The 18,023-nt window shown below is 62.4% G+C and carries 16 protein-coding genes and 1 tRNA gene; 9 read left to right on the top strand and 8 right to left on the bottom strand.

Annotated features, from left to right (window positions below):
- Positions 1-106 precede the first annotated feature (106 nt).
- The 7 genes from AC27VQ_RS10915 (at position 107) to AC27VQ_RS10945 (ending at position 6,432) form a co-directional block, all read left to right on the top strand.
- Positions 107-682 (top strand): polysaccharide biosynthesis/export family protein, encoded by a 576-nt coding sequence (locus AC27VQ_RS10915; protein WP_421591047.1) that lies wholly within the window; start codon positions 107-109, stop codon positions 680-682.
- Between the two features lie 4 nt (positions 683-686).
- Positions 687-1,853 (top strand): glycosyltransferase family 4 protein, encoded by a 1,167-nt coding sequence (locus tag AC27VQ_RS10920; RefSeq protein ID WP_488716272.1) that lies wholly within the window; start codon positions 687-689, stop codon positions 1,851-1,853.
- Positions 1,854-1,932: 79 nt separating this feature from the next.
- Complete coding sequence (locus AC27VQ_RS10925) at positions 1,933-3,507, top strand: undecaprenyl-phosphate glucose phosphotransferase (RefSeq protein ID WP_488716273.1); 1,575 nt, start codon at positions 1,933-1,935, stop codon at positions 3,505-3,507.
- Entirely contained in the window at positions 3,504-4,739 is a 1,236-nt protein-coding gene (locus tag AC27VQ_RS10930; RefSeq protein WP_488716274.1) for an O-antigen ligase family protein, read from the top strand. Before AC27VQ_RS10925 ends, AC27VQ_RS10930 begins: the two co-directional genes overlap by 4 nt.
- Before the next feature lie 40 nt (positions 4,740-4,779).
- On the top strand, positions 4,780-5,901 hold the full coding sequence (locus AC27VQ_RS10935; RefSeq protein WP_488716275.1) for a glycosyltransferase: 1,122 nt from the start codon (positions 4,780-4,782) through the stop codon (positions 5,899-5,901).
- An 86-nt stretch (positions 5,902-5,987) separates the two neighbouring features.
- Positions 5,988-6,064: transfer RNA gene (locus AC27VQ_RS10940), tRNA-Pro, on the top strand.
- A gap of 116 nt (positions 6,065-6,180) precedes the next feature.
- Positions 6,181-6,432: a GlsB/YeaQ/YmgE family stress response membrane protein gene (locus AC27VQ_RS10945; protein WP_313522432.1), complete on the top strand. Its 252-nt coding sequence runs from the start codon at positions 6,181-6,183 to the stop codon at positions 6,430-6,432.
- Between the two features lie 90 nt (positions 6,433-6,522).
- Here the strand turns inward: AC27VQ_RS10945 and AC27VQ_RS10950 are convergent, their stop codons facing one another.
- Positions 6,523-7,536: a porin gene (locus tag AC27VQ_RS10950; protein ID WP_488716276.1), complete on the bottom strand. Its 1,014-nt coding sequence runs from the start codon at positions 7,534-7,536 to the stop codon at positions 6,523-6,525.
- A 682-nt stretch (positions 7,537-8,218) separates the two neighbouring features.
- On the opposite strand from AC27VQ_RS10950, the gene AC27VQ_RS10955 reads away from it, so the two are divergent.
- Positions 8,219-10,597, top strand: coding sequence for a galactosyltransferase-related protein (locus tag AC27VQ_RS10955; RefSeq protein ID WP_488716277.1), 2,379 nt, complete (start codon positions 8,219-8,221; stop codon positions 10,595-10,597).
- 120 nt (positions 10,598-10,717) lie between these two features.
- Here AC27VQ_RS10955 and AC27VQ_RS10960 read toward each other — a convergent pair whose 3' ends face one another.
- The 6 genes from AC27VQ_RS10960 to AC27VQ_RS10985 form a co-directional block, all read right to left on the bottom strand.
- Positions 10,718-11,248, bottom strand: a complete 531-nt coding sequence (locus tag AC27VQ_RS10960) for a MerR family transcriptional regulator (RefSeq protein WP_313522429.1) — start codon at positions 11,246-11,248, stop codon at positions 10,718-10,720.
- A 214-nt stretch (positions 11,249-11,462) separates the two neighbouring features.
- A complete protein-coding gene (locus tag AC27VQ_RS10965) occupies positions 11,463-11,801 on the bottom strand; it encodes an integration host factor subunit alpha (protein WP_244760596.1) in 339 nt (112 codons plus the stop codon).
- A gap of 99 nt (positions 11,802-11,900) precedes the next feature.
- Positions 11,901-12,872, bottom strand: a complete 972-nt coding sequence (locus AC27VQ_RS10970; protein ID WP_488716278.1) for a beta-ketoacyl-ACP synthase III — start codon at positions 12,870-12,872, stop codon at positions 11,901-11,903.
- 1 nt (position 12,873) lies between these two features.
- Positions 12,874-13,932 (bottom strand): phosphate acyltransferase PlsX, encoded by a 1,059-nt coding sequence (plsX, locus tag AC27VQ_RS10975; protein WP_313522427.1) that lies wholly within the window; start codon positions 13,930-13,932, stop codon positions 12,874-12,876.
- Between the two features lie 118 nt (positions 13,933-14,050).
- Complete coding sequence (locus AC27VQ_RS10980) at positions 14,051-14,605, bottom strand: YceD family protein (RefSeq protein ID WP_488716279.1); 555 nt, start codon at positions 14,603-14,605, stop codon at positions 14,051-14,053.
- A gap of 21 nt (positions 14,606-14,626) precedes the next feature.
- Positions 14,627-15,181 (bottom strand): ubiquinol-cytochrome C chaperone family protein, encoded by a 555-nt coding sequence (locus tag AC27VQ_RS10985; protein WP_488716418.1) that lies wholly within the window; start codon positions 15,179-15,181, stop codon positions 14,627-14,629.
- Positions 15,182-15,333: 152 nt separating this feature from the next.
- Here AC27VQ_RS10985 and AC27VQ_RS10990 point away from each other — a divergent pair, with 152 nt between their 5' ends.
- Entirely contained in the window at positions 15,334-15,804 is a 471-nt protein-coding gene (locus AC27VQ_RS10990; RefSeq protein ID WP_421591216.1) for an outer membrane protein assembly factor BamE, read from the top strand.
- Positions 15,805-15,880: 76 nt separating this feature from the next.
- Here AC27VQ_RS10990 and AC27VQ_RS10995 read toward each other — a convergent pair whose 3' ends face one another.
- Entirely contained in the window at positions 15,881-18,016 is a 2,136-nt protein-coding gene (locus AC27VQ_RS10995) for a sodium-translocating pyrophosphatase (protein WP_488716280.1), read from the bottom strand.
- Between the last annotated feature and the right edge of the window lie 7 nt (positions 18,017-18,023).

Consider the following 18,023-nt stretch of genomic DNA (forward strand, 5'->3'; position numbering starts at 1 on the left):
AAAATCGCATTGCCCGGCGATGTTCCTGCCCGCGCCTTTACCAGCCATTAACCCTAACGGAACGATAACGGACGCCAGAGTTCTGATTTCCGGATTGGGAAAGCGAATGACGTTCGCAACGATCAACAAGGGTATGCTGCTTGCGCTGGCGCTGATTGCGCCGGCCGTCTCCGGCTGCAGCGGCTATCGCCCTGCCCCCAAGGCCTTTCACGAGGCGACCATCCAGCCCTACCGCCTCGACAGCGGCGACCGGCTGCGCATCACCGTCTTCGAGCAGGCCGGCCTCAGCAACACCTATTCGATCGATCAGGCGGGTTACGTCGCCTTCCCGCTCGTCGGCGCGGTGCCGGCACGCGGCAAGACGATCCAGGAACTGGAAGGCGCCATCGCGGCGAAGCTGCGCCAGGGCTATCTGCGCGACCCCGACGTTTCCATCGAGGTCGACCGCTACCGCTCCATCTATATCATGGGCGAAGTGGGTCAGGCCGGGCAGTACAGCTATGTCGCCGGCATGACGATCCAGAACGCCATCGCGGTTGCCGGCGGTTTCTCGCCGCGCGCCAACCAGGGCGATGTGGACGTGACCCGCAAGATCAACGGCAAGATCATCACGGGCCGCGTCTCCATCTCCGACCCGATCCTGGCCGGCGACACCATCTACGTTCGCGAACGGCTGTTCTGAGCCTATGGCTGACGATGGGCCTTTGCGCATCATTCATTGTTTCCGGTCGCCCATCGGCGGGATCTTTCGGCATGTGCGCGATCTCGCGGAGTTCCATGCCAAGGCCGGTCACGAGGTTGGCATCGTCTGCGACAGTCTCACGGGCGGCTCGTTCGAGGATGCGCTGTTCGACGAGATCCGCCCCTATCTTTCGCTGGGCCTCGTCCGCCTGCCGATCAGCCGCGCCGTCAGCCTGCGCGACGTCGGGGCCTTCAGGCACAGTTATCGTGAAATCAAGAGTTTGCGGCCGGATGTGTTGCACGGGCACGGCGCCAAAGGCGGCGCGATTGCCCGGCTCATCGGCTCAGCCCTGCGGGTCAACAGGTATTGCGTAGCCCGCCTCTATTCGCCGCATGGCGGCAGCCTCCACTATGATCGCCGGACCGTCTCAGGCCTTTCGATCCTGACGGCAGAACGATTGCTCGAAAAGATGGGCGATTCGCTGGTCTTCGTCTGCGATTTCGAACGCGACGCCTACACTGCCAAGGTCGGCAAGCCGCGTGTGCGCGCTGAGCGCATCTATAACGGCATTCACGACCGCGACTTCGAGATCGTGCATCCGCGCGAGGATTCCGTCGATTTCCTCTATATCGGCATGCTGCGCGACCTGAAGGGACCCGACGTCTTCGTCGATGCCTTCGCCCGCACCGAGCGCCTCGTCGGCCGCCCGCTTTCCGCCCTGATGATCGGCGACGGGCCGGATAAGGAAAAGTATCAAAACATGATGCTGCGCTGGGGGCTTGGCCGCCGAATCGCCATGATGCCGGCCATGCGCGCCCGCGATGCCTTCGCGCTCACCCGCAACGTCGTGGTGCCCTCGCGTGCCGAGGCCATGCCCTATATCGTGCTCGAAGCGCTCGCCGCCCAGAAACCCGTCATCGCAAGCCGCGTCGGCGGCATTCCCGAAGTGCTCGGCCCTGACAGCATCGCGCTCTGCGAGCCCGGCGACGCCGAGGAGCTTGCTAAGGTGATGACGCAAGCGATCAACGATCCGGATTGGCGTGGCAAGGTCATGCCGGAGCCGGAAGCCTTCAGGAAGACGTTCTCGGCCTCCGTGATGTCCGCCTCGCTTCTCGACCTCTACCGCGACATCCTCGCGGGTCAGGCTGGCGGAAAACGGTACGCTTCCTGAACGGCCGGGCTGACGCCACGTAAACGTTTCTTAGGGGCTTCGTGCTATCTCCGGTACAGAGCTCCCACAGGTGCGTGCCATGAACCATGTCGACAAACCCGACTCCTTCGATCCCGAAGAACTGAGGCGGAAGGCTTCCGAAATCCGGACGATCGCAGCCAGCGGCGCCTCTCCGGACTATGATGGCGGCAAGACGGTCGAGCTGAATCCGCTCGCCCAGAAGATCGCGCTGCAATTCCGCGCCGACACCTATTCGCCGAGCATGATCATCGGCCTGCTGCGCCTGCTCGAATTCGGCGCGCTCCTCGCGGTCGGCTATGCCATCCATCTTCTTTATGTCAGCGCCGGGAGCCATGGCGTCACGATCTTCTACCTGTCGGTGATGTTCGGCGGCTCGGCCGTCGGCGTGTTCCTGCTGCAACTGGCCGACGCCTACCAGGTGCCGGCGCTGCGCTCGCCCTGGCGCATGACGCCGCGCATCCTCGCCGCCTGGGCCGCCGCCTTCGGCGCGATGGCGCTGGTCGTCTTCTTCTTCAAGTCGGGCGAGGAATATTCCCGCGTCTGGTTCGCCTCGTGGTTTGCCGCCGGCGCCGTCTATCTGCTCGTCGAGCGCCAGATCATCGCCTATTCGATCCGCCGCTGGGCCAGAAACGGCACCATGGAACGCCGCGCCGTGATCGTCGGCGGCGGCGAGCCCGCCAAGGAACTCATCCGCACGCTGGAACACCAGCCGGAGAACGACATCCGCATCTGCGGCATCTTCGACGACCGCGACGAACGCCGTTCGCCCTCCATCATCGCCGGCTATCCCAAGCTCGGCAATGTCGCCGAACTCGTCGAATTCGCCCGCCTCGCCCGCATCGACATGCTGATCATCTCGCTGCCGCTGTCGGCCGAGGCGCGCATCCTGCAACTCCTCAAGAAGCTCTGGGTGCTGCCCGTAGACATCCGCCTTGCCGCCCACGCCAAGGGCCTGCGTTTCCGTCCGCGCAGCTATTCGCAGGTCGGCAGCCTGCCGATGCTCGATATTTTCGACAAGCCGATCGCCGACTGGGACAATGTCGCCAAGCGCATCTTCGACATCTTCTTCTCTGTCGTGGTATTGCTGCTGCTCTGGCCGGTCTTCCTGGGCGCGGCGCTTGCCGTAAAACTCTCCTCGCCCGGCCCTGTTCTCTTCAAGCAGAAGCGTCACGGCTTCAACAACGAGATCATCGAGGTCTATAAGTTCCGCTCGATGTACACCCACCTTTCCGACCCGACGGCACGCGCCGCCGTGACTAAGGGTGATCCGCGCGTGACCCCGGTCGGCCGCTTCATCCGCAAGTCCTCGATCGACGAACTGCCGCAGATCTTCAACGTGCTGAAGGGCGAGCTTTCCCTCGTCGGCCCGCGCCCGCACGCCATCCAGGCCCAGTCGCACGACCGCAAATATGTCGATGTCGTGGAGGGCTACTTCGCCCGCCACCGCGTCAAGCCCGGCGTGACCGGCTGGGCGCAGATCAACGGCTGGCGCGGCGAGATCGACCATGACGACAAGATCCGATTCCGCACGGAGTTCGACCTCTACTACATCGAGAACTGGTCGCTCTGGCTGGATCTGAAGATCCTCGTCCTCACGCCCTTCCGCCTGCTCAACACGGAAAACGCCTATTGAGCGACGCGGCCCTCCCCTATGCCCCACCCTTTCGGCCGCAGACTGCGGCCGTCGGCATTGTGGGCTCGATGTTGGTCACGGTGGGCGTGTTTCTGTCGGGCTTTGTCATCAGCGAACCGGCGCCCTATGAAGTCTTCATGGCCGGCCTCATCGGCCTCTGGGCGATCGTCGGCCTGCGCATCTCGCGCTACATCGCGCCGCTCGTCGTGCTCATCCTGCTCTTCAATGTCGGCGGCATGCTGTCGCTGACGGTGCTGGACGATCTCTCGATCGGCCCGATGTATATCGCCGTCTCGCTGTTTTTGGCGCTGTCCAGCATCTTCTTCGCCTCCATCGTCGAGGCCAGGCACGAGCGGCTGGAGCTGATCTTCCGCGCCTGGGTGGCGAGCGCCATCATCACGTCGCTGCTCGGCATCCTCGGCTATTTCCACGCCTTTCCCGGAGCCGAGGCGTTTACGCTCTACGACCGCGCCAAGGGCGCCTTCCAGGATCCGAACGTCTTCGGCCCCTTCCTCGTCGCCCCCTCGCTCTATCTCGTGCACGGCCTGCTGGCCGGCCGCATCCTCGGCGCGCCGCTGAAGATCATCGGCCTGCTAATTCTGGCACTTGGCCTGTTCCTCTCCTTCTCCCGCGCGGCCTGGGCGCTCTATCTGTTCTCGGTGGTCGCCCTTGTCTTCATCATGCTCCTGAAGGAGCGCACGGGCGCCTTCCGCCTGAAAATCCTGGTCCTCAGCCTTTCGGCTGCCGGAATGATGATCCTCGCGCTGATCGTCGCCCTGCAATTCGACAAGGTCTCCAGCCTGTTCTCCAGCCGCACCCAGCTCGTGCAGGAATATGACGGCGGCCATCTCGGCCGTTTCGACCGCCACCGCATCGGCTTCCTGATGGCCATGGAAAAGCCGCTCGGCATCGGCCCCATGACCTTCAGCAAGATCTTCCCCGAAGACGAGCACAATATCTGGCTGAAGTCGCTGACCACCTATGGCTGGCTCGGTTTCGCCTGTTATTTAACCCTCATCATCTGGAGCCTGTGGGCGGGGTTCAAACTGCTGCTGCGCAACCGGCCCTGGCAACCCTACCTGATGATTGCCTTCATCACCGTGGTCGGACACACGGCGATCGGCTTCGTCATCGACACGGACCACTGGCGCCACGCCTATTTGCAGATCGGCGTGCTCTGGGGATGCATCGCGCTCGAAAAACGTCACAACAGAAAGACCGGATCGGGCTGATCGCATCATGACGACCTCTGAGGACAGGACCCCGCGGCACATGCGTCTCATGCAGGTGCTGGAGCCAAGCGGTGGCGGCTCCGGCCGGCATTTCATCGACCTGTGCCGCGGCATGCAGGCGCGCGGCCACGTCGTGCATGCCGTCTATTCGCCGCTGCGTGCCGAGGAGCGCTTCGTGGAGGAACTGCTGGCGCTCGATCTCGCCGGCGTGCATTCCGTCGCCATGGCGCGGTCGCCCGGCCCCTCGGACCTTGCCGCCTGGCGGTCGCTGCGCGCCGTCATGCGCCGGGCTGGGCCGTTCGATATCATCCACGGCCATTCGTCGAAGGCCGGCGCGCTTTCGCGCCTGCGCCTGCCCGGCCGCCATGTCGCAAGGGTCTATACGCCGCATGCCTTCCGCACCATGGACCCCGGCTTGGGCAATCTCGGCCGAAAGGTCTATGGCTCGATCGAGAAACTGCTCGCCCGCGCCCTCACCGACCGCCTCATCTGCGTCTCCGCCGATGAATACGCCCATGCCCGCGCGCTCGGCATGCCACGCGAAAAGCTGTCGATCGTCGTCAACGGCGTGAAGACACCGCCGGCGGACCTGCGGGAGGCCGTACGCGCCGCACTCGCCATTCCGGCCGACGCCCTCCTCTTCGGCTTCGTCGGTCGCCTCTGCCACCAGAAGGCCCCCGAGCGCCTGATCGCCGCCTTCCAGCGTCTCGCCGGTCAGGTGCCGAACGCATATCTCCTGATGGTCGGCACCGGTGAAACGGAAGACGCCGTCCGCCGACAGATAGCAGCAAGCGGCTATGCCGACCGCATCTGCCTCACCGCGCGCTTCACGGGGCCGCAGGCAATGGCCGCCATCGACGTGCTCGCCATGCCGAGCCGCTACGAGGCGATGTCCTACGTCATGCTGGAGGCCGCCGCCGCCGGCAAGCCGATGGTCCTCACCGATGTCGGCGGCGCCTCCATGGTGCTGAAGGACGGCGAGAACGGCGTTCTGGTGGAAAACGAGGACGACCCCGAACGCTTCGCCGCCGCGATGCTGCGCCTTGCCGACCCCGACCGTCTCACCCGCCATACCCAAGCCGCCCTCGCCCGGAGCCACGACTACGGCCTGGACCGTATGATCAGCGAGACGGAAGCGCTGTACCGCGGGCTGATCGCCTGAGGCCGAAGACAATTATCCACATTTGCGATCAAGCTGTTTTTTTGGCTTGCATCCAGGGGATCGAGACTATAGGGGTTTCGTCGGTCCGGAATGTAGCGCAGCCCGGTAGCGCACTTGACTGGGGGTCAAGGGGTCGTGGGTTCGAATCCCGCCATTCCGACCATTTCTCTCCTAAATATTTCCCCACGCCCGCAGTTCCAAAATGGAACTTTGCGGCGCTTTACGCGTTCTCTCCCCGGCTATTATTACCGGTAGCTTTTGAAGCTTGAGGAGACGGGAATGGAAGACGCAGGGATCGGCTGGATCGCGGCCATAATCATCGGCGGTATCGCCGGCTGGCTCGCCGAAATGTTCATGAAAAGCAACATGGGTGTTCTAATGAACATCGTGCTCGGCATCGTCGGCGCGGCCGTGGCAAACCTCGTGCTCAGCCTGATCGGCGTCTCGCTCGGCGGGTGGATCGGCTATCTCATCGCCGGCTTCGCCGGCGCTTGCATCCTCATTGCCATCGCGCGCGCTATACGGCGCTAAAGCCATTCACGTCACGGACTGTTTCAAAAAACGAGCCCGGCCCTGCATTTGCGGGACCGGGCCGTCAGCCGACTGGAGGATCAGGCCAACTTAGAACGAGCGCTGGAAGCGGACGATACCGCCCCATGCGCTGCCGTCGGCGTCGCGGTCACGATAGACCACTTCCGGCGTGACGACGAAGCCAGGAACGACCGTGAAGGCGACGTTGGCGTTGGCAACGAAGGTTTCGCTGTCGTCATAGGCGAGCTGTGCGTTGAGCTTGACGCGCTCGGTCAGGCCGACCGACGCACCACCCCAGACAGCCCAGTCGCCATCCCAAGTCGCGTAGTCGTTGCGGAAATCGCCATTGGTGTTCCAGCCGGCCATAACGAAGGCCGAGAAGCTGCCGAAGTCACCGTCGAGGCGCGCCTTGATCGCGCCTTCTTCGAGGCTCGAATCGTAACCGCCAAGAACGCGAGCCTCGAAAGATTCACCAGCGTAACCAACGCCACCAACAATGTTCGGGACGTAGTCGTTACCGGCATCAGCAAAATCTTCAAGCGAGAGAACGGCGGTGATACCGTTGTCGGCCTTGTAATTATACTGGATGACATTGGCTTCATCGGGACCGAAGTCGATGAGGTCATCGACAAGGACCGCACCCGCATTGTCAGTGAACGTGATGAAGGCCGACTCCGTCTTACCAACGCGGAAGCCGGCGAGGTCGATATAAGCATGGCGCAGTTCAGTCGTGTTATTGCCTTGGCGCCAGTTGAAGCGAAGCTCCGCATAGGTTTTCAGAGCGCCGTATTCGGTGTCCGAAGCCGTAGAGATGCGCAGGTCGAAGCGCGAGCGCGTGTCCCATTCGTCGCCGAGCGAACCGTTTGCCTCATTGGCATTAAGGCCAAGCAATTCGCCGCCGCGGACGTCCATGCGAACGTAGCCGCCAATCTTGAGGCAGGTTTCCGTGCCCGGAATATAGAAGTAACCGGTGCCGAACGCGTCGCAGACGCGGACATATTCCATCGGCTCAGGCTCGGCAGCGACGATAGCGTCTGCGGCGTGAGCGCCCGAAACCGTAACGAGGGCAGCGGCGGAGCCGATGAGAAAGCCCTTGATGTTCATTTTTAATCTCCGTTTGATTCATGGGGCCGGACCCCTCTCCACAAGACGATCTGCCTCGCGGATGCCCCGGCCACCGGGCAAGCGGAAGTGCAATCCCGCAGCCGGCTGGCGGGAAATTACCCAGACCGAGAATGGCCTCAATCGCCAAAGCGAATTGTGACTGAAGTGTGACGATGGTGGACGGTCCGAGCGTTGCCGGAAAGACACGCATTTCGCGCATGCGACAGTTTTGCGACAAACTTTTGTGAATTTTATGAAGTTATTTCAACAGGATAATAAATAAAATAACACTCATTGATTGAATTATATGTGACATGATCAGGCAAACGGGAACGTGCGGCGGGGGCCATTCAGGCTCGATTCCTGTGCGGACAAGACGGTTCGGCCGACGACGTGACGGCTGCCTCATCCGGCATTTCCAGCAAGGTCATCCCTGAAGGGAATCGATGCCGGAGCTGTCATTTTCCTGTGGGCTCATCGCTACATCGCGACACCCATTCGGCGCGCAAATCCCTGATCGCCAGTGAATCCAGCGCGAGGTCGGCGTACTTGAAGAACCACGCCGCCCTCATAGGATCGACTGTAATCAAACTGTCAAAAACAGCAGCTAAGCGATGCTTCAATCGATGATTGGCGGCATGTCGTGCCGCCGTAACGCAGGCCTTCAGGGGAAGCGACGCTCATGCAAAAAGACACTGCCGGGCTGGTTATCAACTCGACCATCACGCAACCCGTTCTGACAGTCATCATCACGATCCGGGCCGCCGCCCACTATGATATGGTGGGCCGCCTGCGCAATCGTCTGCTGGACACCCGCATTCCCTCCGCCGTCTCGTTCCTTGTCGTCGATGAGGGCTCGCAGCGCGAGGACGCGCTGCGGATGATGGCGATCTGCGAGGAGCTCGGCTTCGACTATCTGCGGGTCGACAGCGACAAGGCGAATTTCTGCGCCGCGACAGCTCGCAATATCGGCGTTTCCTGCGCACGCTCGACCTTCGTCATGCATGAGGACGTGGATCTCTTCCCCTATCCGGGCTTTTATCAGGACCTGCTCGACGAGATCACGCTGCAGAACCTGCACGATCATTCCGACCGCTTCATCACCGTGCCGGCGCTCTATCTTTCCGAACAGGCGACCGAGAATGCTCTCACGGGAAACCTGTCCAAGAATGCAATCGTGCATGACTTCCTGACCGGCGGCAATCTCGTCACGACGTTCCTGCCGGCAAGCTCCGTCATCATCGTCAACCGCATGTATTATCTCGCCATCGGCGGGTACAACGATCAGTTCAACGGCTGGGGCCTGGAAGACCTCGAATATGCCTATCGGCTCGTGCGCGCCAATCAGCAGTTCGTCTCGCCCACAGATCATACTTGGCTGATCGAGAGCGGCTACAGCAGCCATTCGGCCTATCGCGGCTGGCGGGCGCAGTTCCGCTTGCATGCCGAACTGCTGTCACGCAAAGGCATCTTCATCTTCCATGCCCATCACCTGAAAGATCCGGCCTGGCGTAACAAGGAGCAGCATCAGGAAAACAAGGCCCTGTTTCGCGCCTGCATAGAACGCTTCGATGCGGAGGGACATTTCCTTCCGGCGCTCGCCGCGCAGGACAAGGGCAAGTCGCTTATCTTCGGCAAGGGCACCTTTGCCTACAATCCCTCCCTCATGCCACTCTGGGGCGAGCTGGAGGTGAAGGGGTACGAGGCTTTCGACGATATCGATATCGTCGACTATATCCGCACGAACAACATCAATCGCGTGATCTTCACCAATCCCTATGCCAGCGAGCGCCGGCGGGAGACCTACGCCAGGATACGCGACGCCGGCATCCCTTATCTCGTGGTGGAACGCGGAGCGCTGACCGACTCGATGTTCATCGACGACACCGGCTTCTGCTGCGAGAGCACGCGCTATCAGCGCGAGCACTGGCCGGCGGTGCTCGATGAAAACCGCCTCCAGCGCGTCAAGGACTATATCGCCTCGGAAACCTCATCGTCGGCGACGCTTGAAAAGCAGGGAACACGCCTCGGCGTGCGCGCCGCCCTTCAGAAGCTCGGCCTGCCGCGCGACAAGAAAGTGCTTTTCGTCCCCTTCCAGTCGCGCGCCGACACGACAGTCAACTTCTTTGCCGGCGGGATAGGCTCCTTCGATAATTTCGTGTCGCTCGTGCGCGACGTCACCCGGGCGCTTCCCGCCGACTGGGTCGTCCTGTTCAAGAACCACCCGCTTTCCTCCGTGCAGGAAGAAATTCCCGGCGCGATCGATGTCGGCGACATGCATATCAAGGACCTGCTCGACATCACGGACTACATTCTCCTGATGAATTCGGGCGTTGGCGTCCTGTCGATACTCTTCGGAAAGCCGGCGATCCACACCGCCCAGGCCTTCTATTCGGATCCGGGGCTCAATCGGGAGGCCTATACGGTCGAAACGGTGCTCTCTCTTCTGCGCGAGGGCTTCACCGTCGATCAGGACAGCCGGCAGCGCTTCCTTTCCTACCTGATAGAGGACTTCTACTCCTTTGGCACCTTCACCGTTTCCGAGCGGATGAACACCGACAAGGCACGCCTCACCATCACCGACCGGATCGACTATTATCGCGTCAATTTTCTTGGCGAACGCATCCTCGATGTCGGCGACGCGATCATGCTGACCAACGTCAAGGCGCCGGTCTACGATCTCTATCGAGAGTCGCTCGTTTCCCAGAAACTGGCCACCCCCAAGAAACCGACAGCCCCCGCCAAAGCCTGGAACCCACCGAAGCCGCCGGCAATCGTTGCGGCTGGGCGTGCGGCTTTCGAACAGCAGCGTTATGCCGAAGCCGCTGCGCTGTTCGATCAAGTGTCCGGCCTTCTTCCCAAGAAACCGAACCACTATCGCCAGGCCGCAGAGGCTTTCTACAAACACGGAGAAACCCAGAAAGCCATCGCGCGCCTTGAAAAGGCACGCGAACTCGCGCCGGAAAACAAGGCGATCCGCCGGCGGATAAAGGAAATGGGGCGCTCGCCGCTGCTTCAGCGACTTTTGCCCGGCACCCCCTTCCCCGTCGTGGCGAAATAACCGAAGGCGGACACCAAGGGTGACGCAAGTTGGCCCGGCCATTGTGCTGGGCTTTACCTTTTCGACGACCGACCACCGGGTTTGAATTCAGCCGACCCGGTCGCGTCACGCGAAGGAGCCTCAGCGCACCTGGTCGAGCAGGCGCTTGCACTCCAGAAGATCGTACAGCGCCTCCTGCAGGAGGGCGCGGTCTTCCTTGCCGACGCTGGTCTTGCCGAGCGAGATTTCCGGCGCGTCGTCACCGCCGCCGACGAAGGAGAAGAAGCGGCGGCTGGTCGGGGCCTTGGCGCGGCCGACAATCTGGTCCTCGTCACTGCCAGCCTTCGGCGGCGTCGGTTCCTCGTGGCTTGCTGCGGCCAGCGCCTCGACGGTCGCCAGATCGCCGCTGGCAATCGCAGCTACGAATTTGTTGCCGTTGAGCTTCAGGAGCTTCTGCACGCCCTTGATCGTATAGCCGTGATCATAGAGCAGATGGCGGATGCCCTTCAGGAGATCCACATCCTCGGGACGGTAGTAACGACGCCCGCCGCCGCGCTTCATCGGCTTGATCTGCGTGAAGCGCGTTTCCCAGAAGCGCAGCACGTGCTGCGGCAGGTCGAGATCGTCGGCGACCTCGCTGATGGTGCGGAAAGCGTCCGGACTCTTGTCCATTCTGTCCTCGATGAATGTTCACGGCGGCCGCGCGAGAAGCGCGCTGCCGAATCGTATTCATTTCAGCGGCTTGCGGGGCGATATTCAAGTTTCAAATTGCCGAGGGAGCGCCAACAGGCATAAAAAGTACCGAAACCTGCGACAAACGGGCAGCACAGCGCCCACTTCGGCCGTGAAACTACCTATCGAGGAACGACGGCAACGCGGTCGTAGTTCAGGATGCGGGGGAAGCCGGCTTCTGCTTGGCCTTGCGCGAGAGGTGCTGCTTGAGCACACGCTGCTTCAGCACGTTCGAGGCCTTGAAGGTCATGACGCGGCGCGGCGAGATCGGCACTTCCTCGCCGGTCTTCGGATTGCGGCCGATGCGCTCGTTCTTGTCGCGCACCTGGAAGGTCGCGAAGGAGGAGAGTTTCACGCTCTCACCCCGGACGATGGCGTTGCAGATCTCGTCGATCACGGTTTCGACAAGCTCCGCCGATTCGGTTCTGGAAAGGCCGACCTTTCGGAAAACCGATTCGGCCAAATCTGCGCGTGTCACCGTCTTGCCGCTCATCGTCCCTCACCGATTTCCTATTGAAAGCGTATGGTTAGTGGCAGGAGAGTATTGTCCTTGCCCCCTCCGGTCAAGCGGTGCGACGGCGACGCCGCTCCCCTACCAGCGAAGCAGCACCGCGCCCCAGGTAAAGCCGCCGCCCATGGCCTCCAGAAGCACGATATCGCCTTCCTTGATTCGGCCGTCATTCACCGCCGCGGCCAGCGCCAGCGGGATCGACGCGGCCGACGTATTGCCGTGCTGATCGACGGTGACGACGACCTTTTCCAAGGGAATGCCGAGCTTCTTGGCCGAACCGTCGATGATGCGCTTGTTGGCCTGATGCGGCACCAGCCAGTCGATATCGTCGGCCGTAAGGCCGGTCGCATCGAAGGAGGAGTAGACCACGTCGGTGATCATGCCCACGGCGTGCTTGAAAACCTCGCGGCCCTCCATGCGCAGATGGCCGACCGTGCCCGTGGTGGAGGGGCCGCCGTCGACGAAGAGCTTGTCGCGGTGCGCGCCGTCGGAACGGAGCTGCGTCGTCAGTACGCCGCGGTCCGCATTGGTCCCCGCGCCCTCCTGCGCTTCCAGCACGATGGCGCCGGCGCCATCGCCGAACAGCACGCAGGTCGTGCGGTCGGTCCAGTCGAGAATGCGCGAGAAGGTTTCCGCACCGATAACCAGCACGCGCTTGGCAAGGCCGCCGCGGATATAGGCATCCGCCGTGGTCACCGCATAGACGAAGCCGGAACAGACGGCCTGGACGTCGAAGGCGAAGCCGTGATGCATGCCGAGGCGGTTCTGAATGTTGACGGCGGTCGCCGGGAAAGTGTTGTCGGGCGTCGAGGTCGCGACGATGATGAGGTCGATATCGGCGGCCGTCAGGCCGGCCTTGTCGAGTGCGGCGCGCGCGGCGCCCTCGCCGAGCGAGGCGGTCGTCTCGCCTTCGCCTGCGATATAACGCTGCTGGATGCCGGTGCGCTGCACGATCCATTCATCGGACGTGTCGACCATGCTTTCCAGTTCGGCATTGGTGAGTACCCGCTTCGGAAGCGCTGTTCCGAAACCGCGGACCACTGAACGGATCATTCTATACCTCGTCGCTCATGCTCTGGGCAGCGCCTTCAACGGGGCGGCCGGCATGATACTTCTGCAAATCGTTTTCGATCTTCTGCTTCAGGCCGTTGCGGGCCATGTCGTAGCCAACGTCGACAGCCGCCGCGAAACCCTCGGCATCCGTGCCGCCATGGCTCTTGATGACGATGCCGTTGAGGCCGAGGAACACGCCGCCATTAACCTTGCGCGGATCCATCTTCTCTCGCACGCGGTCGAAGGCGCTCTTGGCCAGAATATAGCCGAGCTTGGCAAGCCAGGTGCGCGACATGGCCGCCCGCAGGTATTCCGCGATCTGCCGCGCCGTGCCTTCCGCCGCCTTTAAGGCGATGTTGCCGGCAAAACCTTCCGTGACCACCACGTCCACCGTGCCGCGACCGATATCGTCGCCTTCCACGAAACCGTAGTAGTCGATCGTGTCGAAATTGGCCTCGCGGATCAGCTGGCCGGCAGCCTTCACTTCTTCCTGGCCCTTGATCTCTTCCACGCCGACATTGAGCAGGCCGAGTGTCGGCCTGTCGATCTCGAACAGCGCGCGCGCCATGGCGCCGCCCATCAAAGCGAAGTCGAACAGCTGGTTGGCGTCCGCACCGATCGTCGCGCCGATGTCGAGCACGATGCTTTCGCCCTTCAGCGTCGGCCAGATGCCGGCGATCGCCGGGCGTTCGATATTGGCCATCATGCGCAGGCAGAATTTCGACATGGCCATGAGCGCACCGGTGTTGCCGGCGGAAACCGCGACATCGGCCTGGTCCTTGGCGACCGCATCGACCGCCTGCCACATCGAGGATTTGCCGCGGCCGCGGCGCAAGGCCTGGCTCGGCTTCTCGTCCATCGCGACGGCGACGTCGCAATGGTGGAAGGTGCTCGCGGCCTTCAGCTTCGGGTGCTGCGCCAGGATCGGTTCGCATTCAGCGGCATTGCCGAAAAGGACGAAGCGGATTTCAGGATGGCGCTCAAGGGCCTTGGCTGCGCCAGGAATAGCGACCTTCGGACCGAAATCGCCTCCCATGACGTCAATGGAAATTCTGACCACGCGTGTCTTGCCTTAGTTCTCGTTTTCCAGCGGCGGAGAAGCCACCGCGGCGGAATTCGGCCAAAATACCGCTTTTCGCGGGGTGCACAACTGAATTATCCGACGCTTGCGAGCCGGTTCAGTCTTTTTTCCAGTCCTTCAGAACGGCAAAAGGCGACGGTTTTTTGTCCTCTTTGTCGCTGCTTTCGATATGGCCGGAAAAGGCGATATCGGGCTTTCGCGGATAGGGCTCGATGGCAAGGGCCGCATATTCGGCCGCCACCGCGCCGGCATCGATCGTATCGCCGGTGAAGATTTCCGGCGCATCCGGCCCGTTGGGATCGAGCAGCATCTCGCCGGTCTCGATGGAAACCGGAATGCGCGCAAGCTTGGAGCCCTCCGGCACGAAGACGGCTTCGACCGGCTCATCGATATTGGCCTCGACGGGATCGAGCGTCACCACGCAGGCCTGCACGATATCCGCCGTGACGCGGCCCTTCAGGCGCACGCCGTCCCGCTTCCAGCGCTGCACGGTGAAGGTCGCTGCCAGCGCCTTCACCTCGAGCACGGACCAGAGCTCGGCCAGGCCCGCTCGTTCCCTGTCATTGGCGCTCAGCGTCACCTCGACCGGGTTTGCCGAGATATGACCGACCTTGACCAGGTAGGAGAACGGCGGTTCGTCGTCTTTTTTCATCCTATCGCCTTCCGGCCGCCCTCAGGCGGCGTGTTCGTCGCGGCCGGGCTCGAGAACCGTGAGCACGCCCGTCTTGATGTCATCGTCGCTGACCGCGGCCATCGCCGCCTCGGCTGCGAAGAGATAGTCCGCAAGCCCCCCCATAGCGGGCGCGCCTTCACCCGCTTCGGGGTAGATGTTGCGCCGCAGCGCTGCCGCCAGCCCTGCGCGGTTGCCGCTATCGAGTGCCGCCGCATAGGATTCCAGCCTGCCGTAGAACATGCCGGCAAATTTCTTCATGCGCTTGGGCACGCCGACATCGCCGACGCCGAGCTCGCGAATCGAGTGGTCGACGTCCTCGAAGAACGCATCGACGATCTCCTGGGCGATTTCCTGGCCCGACGTGCCGCCCGTCCGCGTGCGGCGGAAGTAGAGGATCAGCATCGCCGACAGCATTTCGAAACGGCCCATGACGGTGTCGGGAACGTCAAGCGCTTCATAGAGATAGGGATGGCGCGCGGCCGTCGTCAGCGTCGCATATTGCTTTTCGACGATGCGCCGGTTGCCGTTTTTTTTGCCGAACAGGCCGAAAATCATCATAAAGCCTAGTTTTGCCCGATTCAAACCATGGAGCCGTTGCAAGTCATGTTGCATGAGGCTTGAAGCTGGTTTACCGAAGCAGGCATGAATTGCAATGGCTGCGCGGCCATCATAGTCCCTGGGATGTTGTGAAGAGAGATTCTGTGAAGATGAAGCTGTTGCGTAACGCCGCCATTGCCGCCACCCTCTCCGCGTCCATCCTCGCAGGCTGCCAGGGCACCGGCGAAGTCCTTAACCAGGGCTATATCGTGGACGAGCAGACGCTGGCGCTGGCTCCGGTCGGCTCTTCGCGCGAGCAGGTTCTCCTGTCCCTCGGCTCGCCGTCCTCGACCGCGACCTTCGACAACGAAGTCTTCTACTACGTCTCGCAGAAGCGCACCCGCCCGGTCGCCTTCATGAAGCCGAAGCTCGTTGAGCAGAGCATTCTCGCCGTCTATTTCAACAAGGACGGCAATGTCGAGCGTCTGGCGCATTACACGCTGCAGGATGGCAAGGTCTTCGACATGATCTCGCGCGTCACGCCGACGGGCGGCGCGGAACTCACCTTCCTCGGCCAGCTCTTGAAGGGCGGCGCAAACCCGGCCAGCATGGTGCAGAACGCGCTCGGCGCGCAGAAGTAAGCATCGGCTTCTTCCATACGGAATCAAAAAACCGCGGGGATCGCTCCCCGCGGTTTTCTTTTGAGCGCCGTACCGGTCAGGCGAGAACGGCGAGCAGCAGCAAGGCCACGATATTGGTGATCTTGATGGCCGGGTTCACGGCGGGGCCGGCCGTGTCCTTGTAGGGGTCGCCGACGGTATCGCCGGTGACGGAGGCCTTGTGGGCTTCCGAACCCTTCATGTGACGCGTGCCGTCCTTATCGACGAAACCGTCTTCAAAGCTCTTCTTGGCATTGTCCCAGGCGCCGCCGCCCGAGGTCATGGAGATCGCCACGAACAGGCCGTTGACAATGACGCCGAGAAGCGAGGCGCCGAGTGCCGCGAAGGCAGAGGCCTTCGAGCCTGATATCAGCAGCACGCCGAAATAGACGACGAGCGGCGCCAGAACCGGCAGTAGCGACGGCACGACCATTTCCCGGATCGCCGCCTTGGTGAGAAGATCGACCGCGCGGCCGTAGTCCGGACGCTCCGTGCCGGCCATGATGCCGGGCTTTTCGCGGAACTGCCGGCGCACTTCCTCGACGATCGAACCCGCCGCCCGGCCGACGGCCGTCATGGCGATGCCGCCGAAGAGATACGGGATGAGGCCGCCGAAGATCAGGCCGGCAACGACATAGGGGTTTGAGAGGTCGAAGGAGATCGGCCCCATATCCGCGAAGTATGGATACTTGTCGCTATTCGCTGCGAAGTATTTCAGATCGTTCGAATAAGCGGCGAAAAGCACGAGCGCGCCGAGGCCCGCCGAACCGATCGCATAGCCCTTGGTCACGGCCTTGGTCGTGTTGCCGACGGCATCGAGCGCGTCGGTCGACTTGCGCACTTCCGGCGGCAGGTGGGACATTTCGGCGATGCCGCCGGCATTGTCCGTGACCGGGCCGAAGGCGTCTAGCGCCACGATCATGCCGGCAATGCCGAGCATGCCCGTCACCGCGATGCCGGTGCCGAACAGGCCGGCGAGCTGGTAGGTCGAGATGATGCCGCCGACGATGACGATTGCCGGCAGTGCCGTCGATTCCAGCGAAACGGCAAGGCCCTGGATGACGTTGGTGCCGTGGCCGGTCACCGAAGCCTGGGCGATGGAATTCACCGGGCGCTTGTTGGTGCCGGTGTAGTACTCGGTGATCACCACGATGAGCGCCGTCACCACGAGGCCGAGCAGACCGCAGATGAAGAGGTTCGTGCCCGTGATCTCCTTGCCGGCAACGGTGCCGATGGTGCCCCAGCCGACCGTCAGCGAGGTCGCGGCGCCAAGGCCGAGAACCGACAGCAAGCCGGTGACGATGAGGCCCTTGTAGAGGGCACCCATGATCGAGCCGTTCGCGCCGAGCTTGACGAAGAACGAGCCAATGATCGAGGTGATGATGCAGGCACCGCAGATGGCCAGCGGATAAATCATGGCGGATGCCAGGACCGGCGTGCCCGCAAAGAAGATGGCTGCCAGAACCATGGTGGCGACGACCGTCACCGCATAGGTCTCGAAAAGGTCGGCCGCCATGCCGGCGCAGTCGCCGACATTGTCGCCGACATTGTCGGCGATGGTCGCCGGGTTGCGCGGGTCGTCTTCGGGAATACCGGCTTCCACCTTGCCGACGAGGTCGCCGCCGACGTCGGCACCCTTGGTGAAGATACCGCCGCCGAGACGGGCGAAGATGGAGATGAGCGAGGCGCCGAAGCCGAGCGCGACGAGCGCGTCGATGACCTCGCGGGAGGCCGGCTCCTGGCCTAGAACGCCGGTGAGCACCCAATAGTAGATGGATACGCCGAGAAGGGCGAGGCCGGCCACCAGCATGCCGGTGATCGCACCCGACTTGAAGGCGATGTCGAGGCCGGAGGACAGGCTGACGGACGCGGCCTGCGCCGTGCGCACATTGGCGCGGACGGACACATGCATGCCGATAAACCCGGCAACGCCAGACAGGACGGCGCCGATCAGAAACCCGATGGCGGCCGTAGCGGAAAGAAGCAGCCAGGTGCCGACGAAGACGACAACACCGACGACGGCAATGGTCTTGTACTGCCGGGTGAGGTAGGCCTGCGCCCCTTCCCGGATATAACCTGCAATTTCCTGCATGCGGGCATTCCCCTGGTCGGCGGCAAGCACCGACCGTGTCGCCCAGATGGCATAGACCACCGAAAGCAACCCGCATGCGATAACGCCAAACAATATGGTCATTTCGCTC

The organism is Shinella sp. 20P9.1.1, from assembly GCF_057798995.1.